Origin of the sequence: Pseudoalteromonas sp. 0303 (assembly GCF_013349995.1) — a bacterium.
Taxonomy (GTDB): Bacteria; Pseudomonadota; Gammaproteobacteria; order Enterobacterales; family Alteromonadaceae; genus Pseudoalteromonas.
Genome location: NZ_JABVXF010000055.1, coordinates 1 through 19,983, shown reverse-complemented (window position 1 = coordinate 19,983; position 19,983 = coordinate 1). Strand labels below are relative to the sequence as shown.

The 19,983-nt window shown below is 42.1% G+C and carries 19 protein-coding genes and 3 tRNA genes; 6 read left to right on the top strand and 16 right to left on the bottom strand.

The genetic code is table 11. The annotated features are described in order from the left end of the window. The 9 genes from HUS62_RS20995 to xerD form a co-directional block, all read right to left on the bottom strand. Window positions 1-73 (bottom strand) — tRNA-Arg (locus tag HUS62_RS20995). A 168-nt stretch (window positions 74-241) separates the two neighbouring features. Further along, window positions 242-318 (bottom strand) — tRNA-Arg (locus tag HUS62_RS20990). A gap of 38 nt (window positions 319-356) precedes the next feature. Continuing rightward, window positions 357-449, bottom strand: a tRNA-Ser gene (locus tag HUS62_RS20985). A 120-nt stretch (window positions 450-569) separates the two neighbouring features. Beyond that, complete coding sequence (locus HUS62_RS20980; RefSeq protein WP_175081030.1) at window positions 570-758, bottom strand: hypothetical protein; 189 nt, start codon at window positions 756-758, stop codon at window positions 570-572. Window positions 759-1,010: 252 nt separating this feature from the next. Next, the gene (gene lysS, locus HUS62_RS20975; RefSeq protein WP_175081029.1) at window positions 1,011-2,546 is read right to left on the bottom strand and encodes a lysine--tRNA ligase; all 1,536 of its coding nucleotides are present in this window, start codon (window positions 2,544-2,546) and stop codon (window positions 1,011-1,013) included. A 26-nt stretch (window positions 2,547-2,572) separates the two neighbouring features. Further along, a protein-coding gene (prfB, locus tag HUS62_RS20970) for a peptide chain release factor 2 (RefSeq protein ID WP_105181232.1) occupies window positions 2,573-3,671 on the bottom strand; the annotation gives its coding sequence in 2 pieces (ribosomal slippage) (window positions 2,573-3,595 and window positions 3,597-3,671; 1,098 coding nt in all). Between the two features lie 143 nt (window positions 3,672-3,814). Further along, window positions 3,815-5,536, bottom strand: a complete 1,722-nt coding sequence (recJ, locus tag HUS62_RS20965) for a single-stranded-DNA-specific exonuclease RecJ (protein WP_175081028.1) — start codon at window positions 5,534-5,536, stop codon at window positions 3,815-3,817. A 77-nt stretch (window positions 5,537-5,613) separates the two neighbouring features. After that, entirely contained in the window at window positions 5,614-6,348 is a 735-nt protein-coding gene (gene dsbC, locus HUS62_RS20960; protein ID WP_054560813.1) for a bifunctional protein-disulfide isomerase/oxidoreductase DsbC, read from the bottom strand. A 59-nt stretch (window positions 6,349-6,407) separates the two neighbouring features. Next, a complete protein-coding gene (gene xerD / locus HUS62_RS20955) occupies window positions 6,408-7,295 on the bottom strand; it encodes a site-specific tyrosine recombinase XerD (RefSeq protein WP_404936078.1) in 888 nt (295 codons plus the stop codon). A gap of 128 nt (window positions 7,296-7,423) precedes the next feature. Between xerD and fldB the strand changes: the two genes are divergently transcribed. Next, on the top strand, window positions 7,424-7,945 hold the full coding sequence (fldB, locus tag HUS62_RS20950) for a flavodoxin FldB (protein ID WP_054551247.1): 522 nt from the start codon (window positions 7,424-7,426) through the stop codon (window positions 7,943-7,945). 43 nt (window positions 7,946-7,988) lie between these two features. On the opposite strand, the gene HUS62_RS20945 is transcribed toward fldB, so the two are convergent. After that, entirely contained in the window at window positions 7,989-8,417 is a 429-nt protein-coding gene (locus HUS62_RS20945; protein WP_175081026.1) for a DUF2147 domain-containing protein, read from the bottom strand. A 104-nt stretch (window positions 8,418-8,521) separates the two neighbouring features. On the opposite strand from HUS62_RS20945, the gene HUS62_RS20940 reads away from it, so the two are divergent. After that, window positions 8,522-8,959, top strand: a complete 438-nt coding sequence (locus HUS62_RS20940; protein ID WP_175081025.1) for a hypothetical protein — start codon at window positions 8,522-8,524, stop codon at window positions 8,957-8,959. On the opposite strand, the gene HUS62_RS20935 is transcribed toward HUS62_RS20940, so the two are convergent. Next, complete coding sequence (locus HUS62_RS20935) at window positions 8,960-9,658, bottom strand: tRNA1(Val) (adenine(37)-N6)-methyltransferase (protein ID WP_175081024.1); 699 nt, start codon at window positions 9,656-9,658, stop codon at window positions 8,960-8,962. Window positions 9,659-9,734: 76 nt separating this feature from the next. Here HUS62_RS20935 and srmB point away from each other — a divergent pair, with 76 nt between their 5' ends. Both srmB and HUS62_RS20925 read left to right on the top strand, forming a co-directional pair. Then, window positions 9,735-10,967, top strand: a complete 1,233-nt coding sequence (gene srmB / locus HUS62_RS20930; protein WP_055198154.1) for an ATP-dependent RNA helicase SrmB — start codon at window positions 9,735-9,737, stop codon at window positions 10,965-10,967. Between the two features lie 221 nt (window positions 10,968-11,188). Continuing rightward, window positions 11,189-11,527, top strand: coding sequence for a BON domain-containing protein (locus HUS62_RS20925; RefSeq protein ID WP_175081023.1), 339 nt, complete (start codon window positions 11,189-11,191; stop codon window positions 11,525-11,527). A gap of 27 nt (window positions 11,528-11,554) precedes the next feature. Here HUS62_RS20925 and HUS62_RS20920 read toward each other — a convergent pair whose 3' ends face one another. Together HUS62_RS20920 and radA are read right to left on the bottom strand one after the other, a co-directional pair. Then, on the bottom strand, window positions 11,555-12,487 hold the full coding sequence (locus HUS62_RS20920; RefSeq protein ID WP_175081022.1) for a hypothetical protein: 933 nt from the start codon (window positions 12,485-12,487) through the stop codon (window positions 11,555-11,557). 50 nt (window positions 12,488-12,537) lie between these two features. Continuing rightward, window positions 12,538-13,923, bottom strand: a complete 1,386-nt coding sequence (radA, locus tag HUS62_RS20915) for a DNA repair protein RadA (protein ID WP_175081021.1) — start codon at window positions 13,921-13,923, stop codon at window positions 12,538-12,540. Between the two features lie 353 nt (window positions 13,924-14,276). Here radA and HUS62_RS20910 point away from each other — a divergent pair, with 353 nt between their 5' ends. Beyond that, window positions 14,277-16,757, top strand: coding sequence for a PilZ domain-containing protein (locus HUS62_RS20910; RefSeq protein ID WP_175081020.1), 2,481 nt, complete (start codon window positions 14,277-14,279; stop codon window positions 16,755-16,757). Here HUS62_RS20910 and serB read toward each other — a convergent pair. After that, entirely contained in the window at window positions 16,740-17,759 is a 1,020-nt protein-coding gene (gene serB / locus HUS62_RS20905; protein WP_175081019.1) for a phosphoserine phosphatase SerB, read from the bottom strand. The genes HUS62_RS20910 and serB overlap by 18 nt on opposite strands. A gap of 125 nt (window positions 17,760-17,884) precedes the next feature. Here serB and HUS62_RS20900 point away from each other — a divergent pair, with 125 nt between their 5' ends. Then, window positions 17,885-18,505, top strand: coding sequence for an AhpA/YtjB family protein (locus HUS62_RS20900; RefSeq protein WP_054560826.1), 621 nt, complete (start codon window positions 17,885-17,887; stop codon window positions 18,503-18,505). Here HUS62_RS20900 and HUS62_RS20895 read toward each other — a convergent pair. Both HUS62_RS20895 and pdxH read right to left on the bottom strand, forming a co-directional pair. Continuing rightward, window positions 18,472-19,245 carry a TatD family hydrolase gene (locus HUS62_RS20895; protein ID WP_175081018.1) on the bottom strand — a complete coding sequence of 258 codons (774 nt, stop codon included), beginning with the start codon at window positions 19,243-19,245 and terminating at the stop codon, window positions 18,472-18,474. The genes HUS62_RS20900 and HUS62_RS20895 overlap by 34 nt on opposite strands. Then, on the bottom strand, window positions 19,246-19,884 hold the full coding sequence (pdxH, locus tag HUS62_RS20890) for a pyridoxamine 5'-phosphate oxidase (RefSeq protein ID WP_055020972.1): 639 nt from the start codon (window positions 19,882-19,884) through the stop codon (window positions 19,246-19,248). Window positions 19,885-19,983: the final 99 nt, after the last annotated feature.

The window sequence follows — 19,983 nt, the reverse complement described above, 5'->3', positions numbered from 1 at the left end:
GGACGCGGGAGGATTCGAACCTCCGACCGCCTGGTTCGTAGCCAGGTACTCTATCCAGCTGAGCTACGCGTCCACACGCACATTTGAACACTGCTAATTTATTCTCTTAGCAAGAGACTCAAGTTTATACTCGATGCAGAGTTAAAGTAAAAAGTGGCGGTTGCGGGACGTCTCTTGAAAGAGTGAACCTCCGACCAAATTTACTAACATCTTATACTCGATGCAGAGTCAAAGTAAAAAGTGGCGGACGCGGGAGGATTCGAACCTCCGACCGCCTGGTTCGTAGCCAGGTACTCTATCCAGCTGAGCTACGCGTCCACACATATTACTTTCAAGACATGCCATTTTAGGAAAAATGGTGGAGAAGGAGGGATTCGAACCCTCGATAGAGCTACAAACCCTATACTCCCTTAGCAGGGGAGCGCCTTCAGCCACTCGGCCACCTCTCCGTCTTGTGGGGCGTATAATAAAGATTTCAGGAAATATGTCAAACACTTTTCAAGGAAAATCGTATAGATGGTTATAGATTGTCCATAACGAACCAAAACAGCTTGTTTTTGTTTATCCTTTCACCGTTTTTCTTTATCACTCAACGGCTCAAGACCCGTCAATGGGATCAATTCATCAGTTAGCTCTGCGAGATATTGATCTTGATAGCCCAATTGTTGAAATTCGGCGATGCAAGCACGATAAAAATCTTCACGTTGATGCTCGCTTTTGTTCGTATCTGTAGGCAACGGCGAAGGCTTTTTTGTCATTAGAATTAAGTCCGTTTATGCGTTGAACAAGTATGGTGCAATGATGTCATACCTTGACTAAAAATAATACTATCGTTCTTTCGGATTGTATAAAAATCTTACAATCTGGTAACTTTGGTGGAAGGCTAGTTCAGCATTTCTTTTTAAATCAGCTAATTACAATTGAGTGGTGAAATTGAGAGCAATAAAAATCAGAAATTTCTGATAACAAAAACGCCGCTAAAAAGCGGCGTTTTCAAGACTTTTAGCTGATTAATCAGCTTGAGGACGCATGTGTGGGAATAGGATCACGTCTTTAATTGTTGGTGAGTCAGTAAATAACATCACTAGACGATCGATACCAATACCCTCACCCGCTGTTGGTGGTAAGCCGTATTCTAATGCACGGATATAGTCATCATCGTAGTGCATCGCTTCATCATCACCAGCGTCTTTCTCTTCAACTTGACGAGTAAAGCGCTCTGCTTGGTCTTGTGCATCGTTAAGCTCAGAGAAGCCATTTGCTAATTCACGGCCGCCAACGAAGAATTCGAAGCGGTCAGTTACAAACGGGTTTTCATCGTTACGACGTGCAAGTGGAGATACTTCCCACGGGTAAGCGGTAATGAAAGTCGGTTGAATTAGCTTATGCTCAGCTGTCTCTTCGAAGATTTCACATAAGAATTTACCTGGGCCCCATACGCAGTTTTCTGGGATCTTAACGTGTACTTGCTTCGCGTACGCTTTAAGTTCTTCAAAATGGTTTTCAGGGTCATTAAATACCGCAGCATCAAAGTCTGGGTTGTACTTAAGGATAGCCTCGCTCATTGTTAAACGAGCAAAAGGTTGTCCAAAGTCGTACTCTACTGAATCAACCACTTCACCATTTTCATCTTTCGTTGTGTTTACAACAATTGGTGAACCAAGTACGTCTGTCGCAACAGTACGTAACATGTCTTCAGTAATGTTCATTAGGTCAATGTAATCAGCGTATGCTTGGTAGAATTCGATCATTGTGAATTCTGGGTTATGACGCGTTGATAAACCTTCGTTACGGAAGTTACGGTTGATTTCGAATACACGCTCAAAGCCACCCACAACTAAACGTTTTAAGTAAAGCTCAGGTGCAATACGTAAGTACATGTCGATATCAAGTGCATTGTGGTGTGTTACGAATGGACGTGCAGACGCACCACCCGGGATCACTTGTAGCATCGGCGTTTCAACTTCCATGAAATCACGATCAGCTAAGAAACGACGGATACCTTCAACAACCTTAGAGCGAATACGGAAGGTTTCACGCGTCGCATCATTAGTAATTAAATCAACATAACGTTGACGGTATTTAGTTTCTTGATCAGATAAACCATGGAATTTTTCTGGTAACGGGCGTAATGACTTTGTCAGTAACTCGTACTCTGTCATTTCTACGTAAAGGTCACCTTTACCTGACTTATTAAGTGCACCTTTAACACCGATGATGTCACCGATATCAAGTTGACCATATTTTGCTTTTAATTCTTTTTGTACGTCTTTTGATGCGTACGCTTGAATTTGGCCTTTCATGTCTTGTAACGCAAGGAAAGGACCACGTTTTGCAAGAATACGACCTGCAACTGATACAACGTGTTGCTCAGCTACTAGTTCTTCTTTCGATTTATCACCAAACTCAGCTTGCAAATCAGCCGTGTAATGTTCACGACGGAATTGGTTTGGATGACCGTTGGCTGGGCAATTTTCGCGGATTGCGTCTAATTTGCCACGACGCTCAGCGATTAACTTATTTTCGTCTTGGATTTGATCAGTCATTTTTTAGCTCTTTTTTAGCTTGGTGGTTATAGGCCAGATTTAAGGCTGGCTTCAATAAATTTATCTAAGTCGCCGTCAAGAACCGCTTGTGTATTACGGTTTTCAACGCCTGTACGTAAGTCTTTAATGCGCGAGTCATCAAGTACGTATGAACGAATTTGACTACCCCAGCCAATATCAGATTTAGCATCTTCTTGGCTTTGTTTCTCAGCATTTTGCTTTTGAATTTCAAGCTCAAACAATTTCGCTTTTAACTGCTTCATTGCTTGGTCTTTATTCTTGTGCTGTGAACGCTCATTTTGGCACTGTACAACAGTGTTAGTTGGTATATGAGTAATACGAACCGCAGATTCTGTTGTATTTACGTGCTGACCACCGGCGCCTGATGCGCGGTAAACGTCAATACGTAAATCTGCCGGATTAATATCAATTTCGATATTATCGTCGATTTCTGGGTAAACGAATGCCGATGCAAACGAGGTATGACGACGACCACTTGAGTCGAACGGGCTCTTACGCACTAAACGGTGAACACCTGTTTCTGTACGTAACCAACCGTATGCATATTCGCCAACAAAGCGCACTGTTGCGCCCTTAATACCGGCCACATCACCATCAGTTGCTTCAACCAGTTCAACTTTAAAGCCTTTTGCTTCACCCCAACGTAAATACATACGCAGTAGCATATTACACCAGTCTTGGGCTTCAGTGCCGCCAGAGCCTGATTGTAAATCAAGGTAAGCATCGTTTTGGTCATGGTCGCCTGAGAACATACGACGGAACTCTAGCTTTTCAAGCTGTGCGTTTAAATCGCCTAATTCAGCTTCGGCTTCTGCGAAGGTTTCTTCATCTTCTGCTTCAACAGCAAGCTCGACTAAACCTTCAACATCTTCGGTACCTGACACTAGATTATCAATGGTCTCAACGATAGCTTCGAGTGCCGACTTTTCACGGCCAAGTGCTTGAGCTCGCTCTGGCTCATTCCACACTGCTGAATCTTCAAGTTCTGCGTTAACTTCTTCTAACCGCTCTTTCTTAAGAGGGTAGTCAAAGGTACCCCCGAAGCAGTTCAGTACGTTCGCGAATTTCCTTGATTTGGTTAATCACAGGATTCACTTCAAACATGTACATTACTCCAAAATGGCTGATTTACCGCGCACCGATATCGACAATAAATACGGTAAATTATCTACAAATATTAAAAACGCCCGATTTTAACAAAAAACCGAGCGTTTTATTAGCCTTTTATGTCGATTATAACGATATTTTTATGTTGCTTTTTGTAGCTCTCGAATAATCAACTGTAACGAGAATTTACCACGGAATTCATTTATATCGAGTTGATAAGCAGCTTTCACATAACGCACTTCGGTATCTGGCCATGTACGCACATCAACACCAAATGCAATACCGTCAACTAATCGTCCAGATTGATGTTTTAAAACCAGTTTTAAGTGTTTTTCACCAACAATGCGCTGCTGTATTACCTCAAAAACATGCTCAAACACTGGCTCTGGAAATTGCTGCCCCCAGGGGCCGGCATTTTTTAGTAAGTTGGCAAACTCCATCGAAAAGCACTCATTAGGTAATTCACCGTCGGTAAGTAAAATACTTTGCTTATGCTCTTCAGTGAGTGTGTCTGTCACCATTTGCTCAAACACGGTTTTAAATTCAGTAAAACTTTGCTCATTGATACTCAGCCCGGCCGCCATAGCATGACCACCAAATTTACTGATCAAGTGCGGATAGAGCGTATTTACTCGCTCTAGTAAGTCACGCATATGCAGCCCTTCAATGGAGCGGCAAGAGCCTTTTATTTCGCCGTTATCGCCCGCTGCAAAAATAATCGTCGGGCGGTGATACTTTTCTTTTAAGCGACCAGCCAAAATACCAATCACACCTTGGTGCCAATCAGCTTGGTATAAACAAATGGCATCAGGCACTGACTCAGTTTTAAATGCTAAACGGTCAAGCACCGCCTGTGCTTCAGTTTGCATGCCCTGCTCTATTTCACGGCGCTCATGATTGAGGCTGTCGAGCTCACCGGCAATTCGGCGTGCTTGATTTATATCGCTTGATAACAAACAGGCTATACCTAAACTCATATCATCTAAACGCCCTGCTGCATTTAAGCGTGGCGCCAATGAAAAGCCAAAGTCACTGGCACTTAAACGGGCTGCATTGCGATTTGCCACTTCGATAAGGGCACTAATACCTGGGCGTGTTTTACCACTGCGAATACGTGCTAAACCTTGATGAACTAAGGTACGGTTATTGGCATCAAGAGCGACCACATCGGCAACGGTACCAAGGGCTACAATATCAAGTAACTCAGCCAAATTTGGCATTGGCTGATGCTGAAAATACCCTTGTTCACGTAAGTGGCTACGTAAAGCAATGAGCAGATAAAAAGCTACCCCAACCCCTGCTATTGATTTCGATGGAAACTGACAGTCATGGCGATTTGGGTTCACGATGGCATCAGCATCTGGCAGGGCTTCACCTTGTAAATGGTGGTCAGTTACCAGCACCTTAATACCTGCTTGCTTAACAATTGCAATGCCATCTATACATGAAATACCGTTATCAACAGTGATCACCAGCTCGGGTTGCATAGTCACTATTTGCTCAGCAAGCGCAGGACTTAAGCCATAACCTAGGCTGAATCTGTCAGGTACCAAGTAATCAAGGTTCTTTAAGCCAAACATAGCAAGACCTTGCATTAAGGTTGCTGTGCTGGTTGCGCCATCGGCATCAAAGTCACCGACGATTAACACGCGACTTTGAGCCGCGAGGGCTTGTTGCAATAGCACCACAGCTTTGTCGATATCTTTAAACAACTTAAAGTCATGTAATGTCGCAGCGCTATTATCGAGTTCGGTGGCACTTTGCACCTGTCGAGTCGCATATATTTGCTTAATTACAGGGTGTAAATGGTGTGGTAGATGCGAATCATCAACATGAGGACGAGCTTGAATTATTTTTTCCATGTCGGAAATGGTACTTCTTTGCTTAATACAAATAAAAAAGGCCTACGACAAATAGGCCTTTTCGTTTAAAAAATCAATTATGAAGATGTTTTTGGTAAGGCATCAAGCGCTTGGCTGATCTGCGCAGCTGATTGATAACCTGGGATCATGGTGCCATCTTCTAAAATAATTGCTGGAGTACCCGACATACCAAAGCTTTGACCTAGTTGGTAATGCTCAGCAATTGGTGCGTTACAACCTGGCACGTCTGCGACTTCTGCACCCGCTTTTGCTTCTGTTAACGCTTCAGCAGGGTCTTTAGCACACCAAACATTCATTAAATCTTGGTAACCTTTACCACGTAAACCACCACGTGGGAAAGCAAGGTATTTAACGGTGATACCCGCATCTAAGAAATCATCAAGTTCACGGTGTAACTTACGGCAGTAACCACAGGTAATATCGGTAAAGACTGTGATTGAATGCTTTTCGTTTTTCGCTTTGTAAACGATCATTGAGTCTTCGTACTCAGCAATGCCTTCTTTACGTACATCGCTCAGTGCATGCTCTGTTAGATTAACTCGGTTATTAAGGTCAATCAGTGTTCCTTGCATTAAAAATTGACCGTCAGGGCTTGCGTACAGTACACCCTTATCAGTAATTAGTTCTTTAAGGCCTGCCACTGGGCTTGGGTTGATTTGCTTAACGGTTACGCCTAATTCAGCAAACTTAGCAATAATAGGGGCATCAGCAGCATCTGTTGTTGATACGCCATTGGCAAACACATTTAAGCTTGTGCCTAGTAGTGCTGTGGCTAAAACTAACTTTTTCATAAATATCCTATATCCTGATCATTTTTTATATAGACCGGTACATCTTTAAAAATCTTGCACTAAGCACGTGGATGATGTTGCTCGTGTACCGACTTCAATCTTTCATTCGCTACATGGGTATAAATTTGTGTTGTTGATAAGTCACTGTGACCTAACATCATTTGCACGACTCTAAGGTCCGCCCCATGATTAAGCAAATGCGTTGCAAACGCGTGTCTAAGCGTATGCGGTGATAACGGCGATTCAACTGATGCCAAAATAGCATAGTGTTTGATGCGATGCCAAAAAGTTTGTCGTGTCATGCCAATCCCGCGCTTTGATGGGAACACAAAGTCAGTGGCATGTTTAATCATTTGCGAACGACCCACTTTTAAAAACTGCTCAAGCCAGTACATTGCTTCTTCGCCTAGGGGAACTAAACGCTCTTTATTACCCTTACCTTTTACAAAGACCACCGCTTGGCGCAAATTAATTTGCTCCATTCTGAGTCCCACCAGCTCAGTAACACGAAGCCCTGTGGCATATAACAGCTCAAGCATGGCTTTATCGCGAAGCCCCATAGGATCTTCTATGTCTGGGGCTGCAAGCAGAGCTTCGACTTCGGCTTCTGACAGCGTTTTTGGTAATGACTGCCCAGCTTTTGGCTGAGCAATATTGACCATCGGTGAATCGGCAATGGCTTTTTCGCGCACAAAATACTGATAAAAACGCTTAAGTGCACTGATGCTACGTGCTGTGCTGCGCGACTTCAGTCCTAAATCAACACGGTATGCTAAATACGCTTCAATATCATCAGCGCGAACGGCTAATAGGTCTTTATCTTTTAAAAATTGGCAAAACTTTTCAAGGTCACTGCGATAAGCAGAGAGTGTATTTTCGCTGACCCCTTGCTCAAGATACAGCGTATCTAAAAATAACTCTAAATGTTCGGCGTTATTTGCTGTTATTACACCTTTTTGGGCTTGTGAATTATTATCAGCCACGCGTACTCTCATCCTTATCAAGGTATCAATTGATTATACCTTACGGTAAACTTACGCCTATCATATCAGGCAAATACACAGTGATAAATACGATGCAGATTGGTTTATTTTATGGTTCTACAACCTGCTACACAGAAATAGCGGCAGAGAAAATTCGCGATATTATTGGTCACGACATCGTGAGCCTTCACAATATCAAAGATGAGCCATTAAAAAATGCAGAGCAATTTGATTTCGTGATCTTCGGCATTTCAACTTGGGATTTTGGTGAGTTGCAAGAAGATTGGGAATCAATCTGGGACGACATTAAAGATGTTAACCTAAACGGCAAAACCGTGGCTCTGTTTGGTATGGGCGATCAACAAGGTTATGGTCAGTGGTTCCAAGACGCACTTGGCATGTTACACGATGAAATTTGTGATCAAAGCATTACCTTGCTAGGCAAATGGCCTAATGATGCAAGTTATGAATTTGAGGCTTCAAAAGCACTCACTGAAGATGGCAAACAATTTGTTGGCTTAGCCCTTGATGAGGACAGTCAATACGAGCTTAGCGATGAGCGTATCGCAAGCTGGGTTGAACAAGTCATGACTGAGTACAGCGAAAGCTTGTAAGTCATGAATAAAAAAGCCAAGCATCGCTTGGCTTTTTTAATGGTTATTCAACACGTTGCCAATATTGATTACGATAGAAAAAGGCAATATAGCCGCGTACTTCAAGCACCTTACCTTGTTCTTGTGGTGTTAGTTTAAGGGTATAGGTTTTACCATTGTTTGGGTCTAGAATTTCACCCTCTTGCCAGCTACCATCGCCAGCATCTGTAGCGCCTTCTATAATTTTTAACCCTAAAATAGGCTGATTTTTCTTATCACCTTTACACTCTTCGCAGATTGCGTCTTGCTTGGCTGGGTTAAGGATTTTTTCAACACTGCCAACCAACACACCATCTTGCTCACTAATACGTACTAAAGATTTCGCTTCATTCGTTTCTTCGTCAATAGTTTTCCAAAGACCCACAGGCGTCAATGCAGCAAAACTCAACTGAGAAAATAATAAGGTAGATAAAACAATTGATAAACGGAACATAAAAAACTCGTATAAAACTTAAGACTTTGGCACTATATCAGGGCTTAACCAAACACACCATTTTGCTAAGCTCCGAAATCGACACAACATTGCGAGGGAACACAATGAGTCAATTCACATTAATTACCGGTGATATTGTCAGTTACGACAGTAATCAGGTAGCTACAATTAACGCCACGGGCGAAATAAAAATAAATCGCTTTGCTGAGCCATTATTTATTCCTGATAGCGCTAAAGCCGCCATTGAGCTGGGTCGGCTCGATGATAACTTGTTTAATTTAAAAAAGTTATTACGTTCAGGCTATGCCGACCCCTGCCCTACGACCCGCGTGCTAATTGAAACCACACATCCTTTACCTGAAATCAACGGTCTGCTGATAAAACGCCGCTTTAGCATTATTGACTTTTGCAGTGCCGAAATAGAAAAGTCGCACAGTAAAGCCGTGTTAGACGCCCTATTAGAGCTTGAATATGTGCAACAAATTCAGCTTGATGAAGTAATGCAATTACAGCCACCTTCCATACAAAAACCACAGGTATAATTACATCTTTAGGTAAAAAGCTTTACAGAGCTCTTTGTAATCTTGGCTATAACTGCCATCAGCTGCATGTATGGTTAACGATGATGTATCACATTCGCCGTTGATTTGGCTGAGTAACAACAAGCTGCGACTTGGTTGTTTTTTCTCGGTGGTACGTACCAAGCAATGGCGATTTAAGTACCAGCCTGCTTGCTCAGCTACCGCAATGAATTGTTTTGCCTCTACGCAAGGCAAAATCACATTCAAAAGCGTTTTGCCGTGGCTAAACCTTGTACACGCTGCTATTAATTCGCTGAAGCTAAGACCGTCAGTATGGCGGGCAGTATTTCGAGCATCGTTTTCACCTTTTAGGCTCGCATTAAAATACGGTGGGTTGGTGATGATCGCATCAAAAGACTCTGCTGCGTTGAACGACTGCAAAGCACCTTCGAAAAGGTTTATATCAGGCCATGGGCTAGCCGCAAAGTTTTCTCGAGCATCATTACAGGCACCCGCGTCAATTTCGATGGCACTTACTTTTGCTTCAGGCGCTCTTTGTTTTGCCATTAACGCCAACAACCCTGTGCCTGTGCCAATGTCTAAAATGCCCTTAGCACCACTTACATCAGCCCACGCCCCTAACAAAATACCATCAGTCGATACTTTCATCGCCGTGCGCGTTTGCGTTACCGTAAATTGTTTAAACACAAAGCCTGACATTTTTTCACCTTTTCATTCACCACAGCCGCGTTAACGCGTATAATTAGGCTCAATTGTCCTCTATTTATGTCACTCTATGCAATTTTCTGAATTTGATATCGATAACAAGCTGTTAAATGCCATTAATAAAATGGGTTTTGATACGCCAACCAGTATTCAACAACAAGCGATCCCAGAAGCTCTTCAAGGTCGTGATATTTTGGCATCTGCCCCTACTGGTACGGGTAAAACAGCCGCATTTTTGATCCCTGCAATTCAATACTTGCTTGATTTCCCACGTCGCGATCCTGGCTTTGCGCGCGTATTGATCATGACACCAACCCGTGAGCTTGCTTATCAAATTCATGAGCAATGTGAATTACTCGCAGCACAAACTCATCTTAAAATTGGAGTTGTAACAGGTGGTATAAACTACGGGACACACAGAGAAATTTTCGAAAGCAATAACGATATTCTCATTGCCACACCTGGGCGTTTAATGGAGTACCTTGAAACAGAGAACTTCCATGCTGAAAACGTTGAAATGCTTATTCTTGATGAAGCTGACCGCATGCTAGACATGGGCTTTCGTAAAGAAATGCTACGCATTTGTGATGAAGCACGTAACCGCCGCCAATGTTTCTTATTCTCAGCCACCCTTGAAGGTGACAGCGTTGAGTTATTTGCAGAACGTATCTTAAACGACCCTGCACTGCTTGAAGCCGAATCTTCACGCAAAGAGAAAGGCAAAATCCACCAATGGGTTCACCTTGCGGATGACTACGATCACAAACTAAAAATGTTGGTTGAAACATTAAATGGTGACGACATTCATAAAGCAATTGTGTTTGTAAAAACCCGTGAGCGCCTAGAAACATTAGTTGGTGAGTTAAACAACGAAGGCCTTCGTGTTGCTTGGTTACGCGGTGAAATGCCACAAGACAAGCGCATGAAAGCGATGGAGAACTTTCACTCTGGTCGCAACAATATCTTAGTTGCAACGGATGTTGCTGCTCGTGGTATTGATGTTGCTGATATCAGCCATGTTATCAACTTTGATATGCCACGTACCGCAGACGTATACGTACACCGTATTGGACGTACTGGTCGTGCAGGTAAAAAAGGCATTGCGATTTCATTTATTGAAGCTCATGACGTGGCAATTGTTGGTAAGGTTGAGCGCTACATTGAGCAAAAATTGAAACGCCGAGTAATTAAAGGGCTTGAGCCACAGCACAAAGAAGCGAAGATCCCATCTAAAAAGAAAAAAGATCCAGTAAAAATGAAGGCAAAGAAAAAAGCCAAAGCTAAAACGAAGAAGAAAAAGTAGTTTTAACTTTAACATCATTACTGTGAAAATGCCGAGCTTGTCTCGGCATTTTTGTGCCATACCCTTTTTACTTATTAACTGTGTAATTAGTTCACACTTTATTACCCACCCATCACACCAATAAAAATAAAACAATAAAATTCAGCAACTTAAATATTGGAATAATAATTGTAACAGGTTCAGCAATAGTTCACAGCAGACTAGATTAACGAGGGAATTGTATGAGCCGCTTCAAATTAACCGTAGTACTTACTTTATTGAGTTGTATGTTTTTACTTGCTTGCGCAACGACTGTTAGCGCCAATACTAGTGTGCTAACAACAAGCACATCTGCGCAACCGCGCTTACAGCAAATGGCATTGCAGAAGTTAACTCGTAACCCTAACTTTCACATTGAAAACTTACAAGTGATTGTTGAAGGTGAAACTGTTGAACTAAAAGGTACTGCAGAAACAGGCTTTCAACGCGCTTTAGCACAGAAATTTTTAGAACACAGCCAAGGTGTGATGCAGATAAAAAACAACCTTAAAGTGAGTAAGTTAAATCACTCGTCACTTTAAGGTTAGGTTTACAAAAGAGGCTTGAGATTATTCGCCACTTGCTTGTAGGTTGATGAATTTCGCAAGCTCTTCAGGTTGACCCATCAGCATTTGAATTTGCTGATTAATCTCCATCATAGTCTTACCTTCTGGTAATTTAGCTGACACTGAGAAAGACGATAAACCATTCACAAAGTTATTAATCGCTGTTGTAAGTTCTTCGCTTACTGGCACTTGTTGTAACTGCATAGCAACGACTTGCTTAAATTGCTCATGAGTCATGCCTTGCGCAGTTAAGAAGCTATCAACAACCGCTTTAAGCTCACCTTCATCAGCAATCGACATATTGATGCTACGTGGCTCTAACTGCGTGAGTGCTGCCATCATCTTTGATTGCTGTTGTAGCTGCTGCTCTAAAGTAAGCTGACCATCAGTTGCTTCATTTTGCATCTGGCTCACAGCGAGTGATGCTTCCATCAGCGCTGTGGTTTTAGCTAAACCAAGATTAAAGTTAACGTCAGCCACCTCATTTGCAGTCACTTTAAGAGCAAAGTCGCTGTCGCCTGAAGCTTTATTATAATCAAGCGATGAGTCAACGTTATAGCTTGTTGATGCTAGCTTGTTATTAGAGTTTTCTGGCAGCTGCGCTAAAAATTCATCGCTAAAACGAAAGTTCTTCATAACAAAACCAGTATGAGGCGGCACGGCATCTACTTCGTAACCCGACACATCAATGCTATCGATTGTTGCGACAGGCTCATTGCTTAAACTATTTGAAACCGTGATATCAGATAACTGCATGCTGCTATCAAAAATACTAGCTGAGATATCGCTGTATTTAATTTCTACACCGCTTTGGATTGATAACGCACTGATTTGCTTATCAACCACCTTTTTCACTTCCTGTGTAGCTGCGTAATTTGCGTAAGCTACGCCACCGACAGCCGCAGCAACAACCGCTGCAATAATTAACTTCTTCATTTTATTTCCTTTAATTGGTGTAAATTTTTTATCAGTGTATCAAATTGTATTTAGTTTATTAACGACAATAGCTCATGCACGGTTTTTACTGGGGTGATCTTAGCCCCAAGGCCTTCCATTGATTTATGGTAATTACGATATGGAATAAAGATCTCAGTAAAACCGTGTTGCGCAGCTTCTTTAACTCGAGGTACGCCGCTGTCGATTGGTCTTACATCACCATTTAAACTTAGCTCACCCATAATACAGGTGGTACGCGGTACAACAAATTCGTTCAAGCTGCTTAAAAGTGCTGTAACCAATGCTAAATCGATACAAGTCTCTGACTCATCGATTTTTAAACCACCAACAATGTTGAAAAAAGTATCGTGGAAGATTTTTGTTTTTGTGTGCTTACGTAAAATACCCGTTAGCATCTTGATACGGTTCATATTTAGACCAACACACACGCGCTGCGGGAATTCAGCTTCGGTTTCAGTGGTTAAACATTGTATTTCGAGTAATAAGTTACGGTTACCCTTACGAATACAGGTAATAGCTGAGCCCGGAGACTCGGTACTAGAACCAGATAAAAAGATTTCGCTTGGGTTATCAACACTCAGCATTCCGCGCTCGCACATTCTAAAAATACCCACAGTGTCGATATCGCCAAAACGGTTTTTATTAGCACGTAAGGTTCTAATTTGCCCATCATTGGTATCGATATGCAATAAAGCATCAACGATATGCACAAGTGTTTGCGGCCCAGCAATTTCGTTATTTTTGTTTACATGAGCAATGATGAACATAGTGACATCATTTTGCTTACAGTATTGTGTTAAAGCTTGCGCTGCACTTTTAACCTGTGATGGCGAGCCTGGGCTACCATTTGCCGTTTCTGTTACCACAGCCTGAATTGAGTCAATAACCGCGAACTTAATTTTGTTTTTATCAAGCTCTTCAATGATGGCTTCAACACTGGTTTCAGACAGCAAGTAAAGCTCATCTTCGTTGTAATCTAAACGTAAGCGATTCACACGATTTTTAAACTGCGATAGAGACTCTTCAGCTGTACAGTATAAAGAAGGCATTAGCTTTGACATACGTGCGACTAAATCTGATAGCAAGGTGGTTTTACCGGCACCAGGGTCGCCTGAGATAATGTTAACAGAGCCTGTGGTTACACCACCGCTCAATACTCTGTCTAGCTCACCAATTTCCGTGAGGCGTTTTTCGGCCTCAGTGGTCGCCACTTCATTGATTTTCTTTGAACCACCGCTTGCGATACCAGCATAACCTGCCACTGCCGCACGGCTTGCCGCTTGCTTTGATTGCCCCGCTGAAGGCTTAAATTCTGCCAGCGTATTCCACGCTCCACACTTACACTGACCTTGCCAGCGCTGATAGTTCATGCCGCACTCAGTGCAGACAAATTCGATTTTTGCTGATTTTGCCATTCGGCCTTACCTATTTTGGTCGCTGTTTTGTGACTATTTCTGTATTTTCAAGCATATAATAGCTAAAGTAAAACATATGACTCAGGTAATTAAACTAGAGTCACTTTTGTAGTCACAAAAGATAATATGCTGTAACTTGCCCCATGAAAAACGCTTAATCATGCTAAGTGCTTAATTAAGAAGTGGTTAAGGGCACAGTTCTTGCTTACAAATAAAACTTTACAGTGCTTGCCATTTAATTGGCGAATACATATAACAATAACTAATAAAATAAAAAACTAGTTACACTGCTTTGGCTTTCAATAGCCAGCTAGTATACCTACTTTTTTAGATAGACGGTGATGGTTTTATAAATGGCTGAAGACATACTGCTTAAATATGAAAGCCTAGTTGAAGAACTAAAGGCACATTTAGGCACTCCCCAGTTCGACAAACTGTTTAAATCAAAAACAGCTAGCTTAACAAAGCCAGAGCAGTTTCTGATCAAAATGGAAATGTCGCGCTTATCTCAGCCTGTAGCACGCTTTATTGATTTACGTGGCCAGGTAACCGGCCAAGTCAAACCCTACGAATATGATGGTAAACAACACTTTATGGACGATACAGCCATTGAAGTGTTTGAAGATGCTATAAAGCGCCACGGTGGTTACACCCTTGCCGTTTACGAAGCGGTAATGAATACCGAAAACAATCACCGCGTAATGCAAAAAAAAGCCGCTGAACAAGCTTTAACTGACGATAGTACCGCGACAGAGCAGTCTGCTAAGGTCATTAAGTTTGCATCCTATGAAAGTCGCCGCGAAGAGCGGATGAACTACTCAATTAAAATTACCGTTGAACTAGATAAAGACAATAAGGTTGCCGCTTCTACCTCTGATATCTCCTTAAGTGGCGCAAAAATCAAGTTATCCCCCCGTCAAGTAGTTAAAAAAGGCCAATTAATTGGTCTGCGCTTAGTTGGCCTAGAGCAAGATTTTGAACTGGGCTTAAAAAACGGAATTCAATATGAAGTAGTTGCGGTAGAAAAAGTATCTCGTGAATACAACCATGTACGCTTAAAACGCACCTTTATTGAAAATAATGTTAAGTTTGATGAGTTCTTAGAGAGCTTTATTCACGGTAATAAACGTCGCTATAAAGTGAACTTAGACAATACCTTAGATGCGGTTGTATCAAAAGGCTACGAGCAATACTACATTCCACGTGTCACCTCGCTTTATACTTTTTTGAGCTTACAAGGCGACAAACTTTATCCTAGCCTTGCGTTAACCACAGAAAATAACATTTTTATTCAGCGCTATTTTTGTGATGAGCGTAAGTTGTCATGCTTATATAGCATTATCAATCAGCAACGTTTAGGTCACTTGCTCAGTTCACCTGATGCGGTAAAAGAAGAGTACCTGTATACCTTCACTCATACCGTTGCTGGCAAAATTTATTACTACTCAGCTACGCGAACTGAGCTTGATAGCCAACCACAACTGAGAAATTTGTTCCTCGGCTTTGGTAGCCAAAAAGACAGTTGGCAATGCTTTAAGCTTCAGTTGATGCCAAGCCATCCGGAAGATTCGTATATTCCGCTGTCGCTACCGAGCAGTGCTGGTAAAAACATCGAAAAACTAAATAAGCCACCGACACCACGGGTGCAGGGGTTGATTAAAGATGTTAAATATCTACTGATTTTGACCTCGGTGGGTACTAAGTTTGAACAACAAACATACCAACAGCTTGATTATAATAAAGATGCGGTAAACCAACTTAAACAGTTTGGTCACAGTAAGCATAAAACGCCCCCTCATTTAGAGCCTGTGGCGCTTGAGTATGTGAACCTTCGTGCTCATAAACGCTATTTATACAAAACAGCTATCAGCATTGAACATCATGAGCAAACAATTACAGGCCATACTCGTGATTTGTCTGTGATGGGCTTGCAAATTGAATGCGACCAACCGGTTGAGTTCAAAAAAGGCGATATCATCAAACTAAACTTGCCTGATTTGCAAAAAATTACCAAAAAGCACGATTTAACAAATCTGGCTTATGAAGTAATGGCTATAAGTAAATCACTGACAACGGTAAATTTAAAAGTGCATAAAGTTGGTGACTTACCGCATATGGCGATTAAGTTTTTCACCGTATTAATCGATAACAACAAAGACAAATTACGTGTTTGTGAAGAAACCCCTAAAATTCCGGGGCTATCAACTGCACTCAGAAATATGGTGACCAAAAGCGTATGCCAATTCCCGTTTTATTTACATAAAGAAGCTGCCCACTTTAAAGCTGGCGCTATTGGCCAAGGCTTATATCCAAGCCCACTTCATGTACTACTACAAAATTTTGCGTTATTGAACGAAACAACCAGCATCGACGGATTCTTATCAACGGATCAAATTACAGAAGTGATCACCCCGTTGATCAAAGACCGTAGTCGCCAAGATCCACCTCTGCCATTTACCCTATTTGTTCGCTTTGATCCGCGCCAAGCCGAAATAAGCGATGCAATTACCAGCCGCTGTATTAGTGAAGATGATTACATACCACAAACTTTGTTTGTGAAAAAAGCGCTGAAAAACGATTTAGTCTTTGTATTTCGTTTATATGTATCACGAACTGGTCGCCCAGATATTGATTACTTAGCGAATGAACTCAAATACATTAGTCAGTACGCATTACATAAAGCAAAAGACTTAGAAGAAGCACTATGGGCAGTAGCTGGTGTGGGTGATTTAATTGATATAACCGAAGAAGCGCTTACCCATTTTGATATTGACCAAAGGCTGATCAATGAAATGAGTAAACGCAAAGCAACTTGGTTAAAGCGAGTAATCTAACGGTAGAGAGAGTAAGTAAACAACTTGCAGTAATGAGCCTTCATTAATTGCAGTTTGTGCTTGCTCAACTACTTTAGGTTTACCATGCACAGCAACACCAAGCCCTGCCGCAGCCATCATTTTCAAATCGTTCGCACCATCACCCATAGCAACAGTTTGGCGATTGTTTAAGGTAAGCTTTTGTTCGATTCGTTTAAGTACACGGGCTTTTTCTTCAGCATCAACAATCGTGCCTATGACCTTGCCTGTTAAACGGTTATCTTTAAATTCAAGGGTATTGGCATGCACTTCATCTAAATCAAGCAGTGACTGTACTTGCTCAGCAAATGGCACAAAACCACCTGATGCAATCGCTAAATGCCAGTTATGCGCTTTTAGGTATTGGCATAATTCACTCACGCCCGGCATAAGCGGTAAACGCGCTTTTAAGCCATCAATTAAGTCTACATCGATACCTTCTAGTTTAGCGACACGCTGCTTTAAGCTTTGTGCAAAGTCCAGCTGACCGGCCATTGCTTGCGCGGTTACAGCGGCAACTTCATCATACACATCGGCAAGGCGTGCAATTTCGTCGATACACTCAATAGTAATGGCTGTTGAGTCCATATCCATTAGTAATAAACCGGGTTCATTCACCGTGGGTGGATTCGTTAATTGCACCAGTTGAATACCCAATTGCTTAGCAAACTCAACTAATACCAGCGGACTTAGTACGCTTGTTGTATCGCTATGAAAGCTCCACGCTGCAGGCAAATCGGCAATTGGCTGATAGCAACAAAGCGATAAATTGCTAACCCCTTGCGCTGCTAAAAAATCGCTAATAGCAAGTAATTGCTCAGCATTAAGCTCATTACCAAAGGCAACACTGAACACGCCTTGATTTGCTTTTGGCGTAAAGTCTGTTGTAATAAGGTGTTTGTTTTCAATTTTATACCAGCAATTTAGGCTGATTTGTTCTGCTAAATTTGCTGAAGGTGTAGCAGCTAAGCTAAGCTGTGACATAGTGGCTCCACATTAGACTTATGTCTGTCCTTGGTCGTGCATTTGGCACTCGCACTCAAGGGGCTGTTAAAGTTATCATGTTGTACCATCAAATTTAAAAGCTGTCAGTAACGTATACGGTGACTATGAAAAATAACCAACTTAAAATTCCCTTTTCAGCCACTTATCGCCAACGTGTTGTGCGCTTGAGCTTGGCTGCAGCCTGTTTTGTGCTGTTAAGTTGGGTTGCCATGAATAGTAGCTTTCAAAGCCACCAATTACTTTATGATAGTGCTGACAGCACCGCGATAAGCTTAACCAAGTTTATGGCACTAAATGCAAAAACCCCACTGCAAGAAAAAAACAAACCAGAGTTAAATGCTTTGTGTAATCATATTGCTGAAGATGAGTATGTGTTAGCGGCAACGATTTACGATCAGCAAGGTATTCAAATTGCGGCCAGCGATAATTGGCAAAGTCACCACACTTTTGGTTTATTACCTGATTCAACGCCGGGTATCAGCAAGCTTAAAACCCCATTTGTAGAGCCGGTGATAAGTGATGATGAAAGGCCAATAGGCTTTGTGTCGATTACCTATTTAACGCAGGCTTCTATTGCAACCAGCCACAGTAGTTTTCATGATTTAGGTCGCCAAGTGTTATTAATGTTAGTGATCACCTGTATTTTTACTTGGCAGCTAGGGCGCGGCTTAAAACACTGGCAAATCAACCGTTACATCAAAAAAAGCGCAGAGCAAGAATCATAAAGTTCAGCAGCCAATTGCTGCTTTGCATCCCCTGTCGCGCCTTTAAGCTCACATAGATGAGCAAACACATCGCGCACCTTTAGTGGTGTATTAATCTGCCCTTGAAAACCAGCTAGCGGCATTGATGGCGAGTCGGTTTCAAGCACTAAATACTGGGGTTCAATTGTGCTGATAACTTTACGAGTTTTAGCAGCGCGCGGGTAACTAATCACGCCACCAACACCAAGCTTAAACCCTTGTTTAATATAACTATGAGCTTGTTGCTCTGAACCTGAAAAGGCATGAATAACACCTCCATACTTTGGCTTGCAGCGCTTAAATGAGCGAGCAATTAAGTCATGGCTTTGTCTGTGATGTACAATCAGTGGTAAAGCGAGTTGGTTGGCAAGCTCTATCTGCCCTTCAAAAAGCTGCGTTTGTTTATCGAGGTTGTCGATACTGCGATCAAGTCCGCACTCACCGATGGCAATAAACTGCCCTGAATTGGCTTTTGCTAATTGCTCTAGTTCAGCGAGGTGATGAGCTTGGTGGTCAGATAAAAAATAAGGATGTAAGCCTAAAGCAACTGAAATACTTGGCTCTGATTTAGCAAAAGAGAGTAGTTTTGTAGATTGTGCCAAGCTCACACCCGGCACAATAAAATGCTCGATCCCTACTTGCTTGCATGCTTTGATGAACTCTGTGCGAGTCTCATCAAATTCGCTAAAATCAAGGTGGCAGTGGGAGTCGATAAAACGCATTTACGGATTTAAACGACCAAACTGCCAACTACCGTCGGCTTGGCGTTGATACATAAAGCGGTCGTGTAAGCGGTGTGCACCACCTTGCCAAAATTCGATTTTTGTAGGCTCAACACAATAGCCTCCCCAAAAATCAGGCAGTGGAATTTCACCCTCAGAAAACTTTTGCTTCATTTTCGCAAATGTTTCCATTAGCACCTTTCGCGATGACACAGGACGACTTTGCTGAGATGCCCATGCAGCTAACTGGCTTTCTTTAGGACGCGATAAAAAGTACTTAGCCACAGCCGTTGTTGGTAATGGTTTAGCTTCACCATAGACAATGACTTGTCGCTCCATGTGGTGCCACGGAAAGTGCAGAGAAATTTTGTTATTACCTTTAAGCTCTTGCGCCTTGCGCGAGCCAGTATTGGTAAAAAACACAAAGCCATTTTCATCAAGATGCTTTAACAGCACAATACGCTGCGAAGGCTGACCATGCTCATCAACCGTTGCGACGACCATCGCCGTAGGATCAGGCAAATTAGTGGCAACAGCTTGCTCAAGCCATTTTTCAAACTGCTTGATTGGAGACGCATCAAGCATGTCTTCAGATAAACCATCCTGTAAATATTCACGGCGAATATCTTCAAGTTTCATAAAATTCCCTCTATCGCTACTATCAGCTATCAGCTATCAGCTATCAGCTATCAGCTATCAGCTATCAGCTATCAGCTATCAGCTATCAGCTATCAGCTA

Excerpts from the sequence above, each read along its gene's own strand:
- HUS62_RS20980 (WP_175081030.1), bottom strand. The coding sequence starts at position 758 with ATGACAAAAAAGCCTTCGCCGTTGCCTACAGATACGAACAAAAGCGAG.
- lysS (WP_175081029.1), bottom strand. The coding sequence starts at position 2,546 with ATGACTGATCAAATCCAAGACGAAAATAAGTTAATCGCTGAGCGTCGT.
- recJ (WP_175081028.1), bottom strand. The coding sequence starts at position 5,536 with ATGGAAAAAATAATTCAAGCTCGTCCTCATGTTGATGATTCGCATCTA.
- dsbC (WP_054560813.1), bottom strand. The coding sequence starts at position 6,348 with ATGAAAAAGTTAGTTTTAGCCACAGCACTACTAGGCACAAGCTTAAAT.
- fldB (WP_054551247.1), top strand. The coding sequence starts at position 7,424 with ATGCAGATTGGTTTATTTTATGGTTCTACAACCTGCTACACAGAAATA.
- HUS62_RS20945 (WP_175081026.1), bottom strand. The coding sequence starts at position 8,417 with ATGTTCCGTTTATCAATTGTTTTATCTACCTTATTATTTTCTCAGTTG.
- HUS62_RS20940 (WP_175081025.1), top strand. The coding sequence starts at position 8,522 with ATGAGTCAATTCACATTAATTACCGGTGATATTGTCAGTTACGACAGT.
- HUS62_RS20935 (WP_175081024.1), bottom strand. The coding sequence starts at position 9,658 with ATGTCAGGCTTTGTGTTTAAACAATTTACGGTAACGCAAACGCGCACG.
- srmB (WP_055198154.1), top strand. The coding sequence starts at position 9,735 with ATGCAATTTTCTGAATTTGATATCGATAACAAGCTGTTAAATGCCATT.
- HUS62_RS20925 (WP_175081023.1), top strand. The coding sequence starts at position 11,189 with ATGAGCCGCTTCAAATTAACCGTAGTACTTACTTTATTGAGTTGTATG.
- HUS62_RS20920 (WP_175081022.1), bottom strand. The coding sequence starts at position 12,487 with ATGAAGAAGTTAATTATTGCAGCGGTTGTTGCTGCGGCTGTCGGTGGC.
- radA (WP_175081021.1), bottom strand. The coding sequence starts at position 13,923 with ATGGCAAAATCAGCAAAAATCGAATTTGTCTGCACTGAGTGCGGCATG.
- HUS62_RS20910 (WP_175081020.1), top strand. The coding sequence starts at position 14,277 with ATGGCTGAAGACATACTGCTTAAATATGAAAGCCTAGTTGAAGAACTA.
- serB (WP_175081019.1), bottom strand. The coding sequence starts at position 17,759 with ATGTCACAGCTTAGCTTAGCTGCTACACCTTCAGCAAATTTAGCAGAA.
- HUS62_RS20900 (WP_054560826.1), top strand. The coding sequence starts at position 17,885 with ATGAAAAATAACCAACTTAAAATTCCCTTTTCAGCCACTTATCGCCAA.
- HUS62_RS20895 (WP_175081018.1), bottom strand. The coding sequence starts at position 19,245 with ATGCGTTTTATCGACTCCCACTGCCACCTTGATTTTAGCGAATTTGAT.
- pdxH (WP_055020972.1), bottom strand. The coding sequence starts at position 19,884 with ATGAAACTTGAAGATATTCGCCGTGAATATTTACAGGATGGTTTATCT.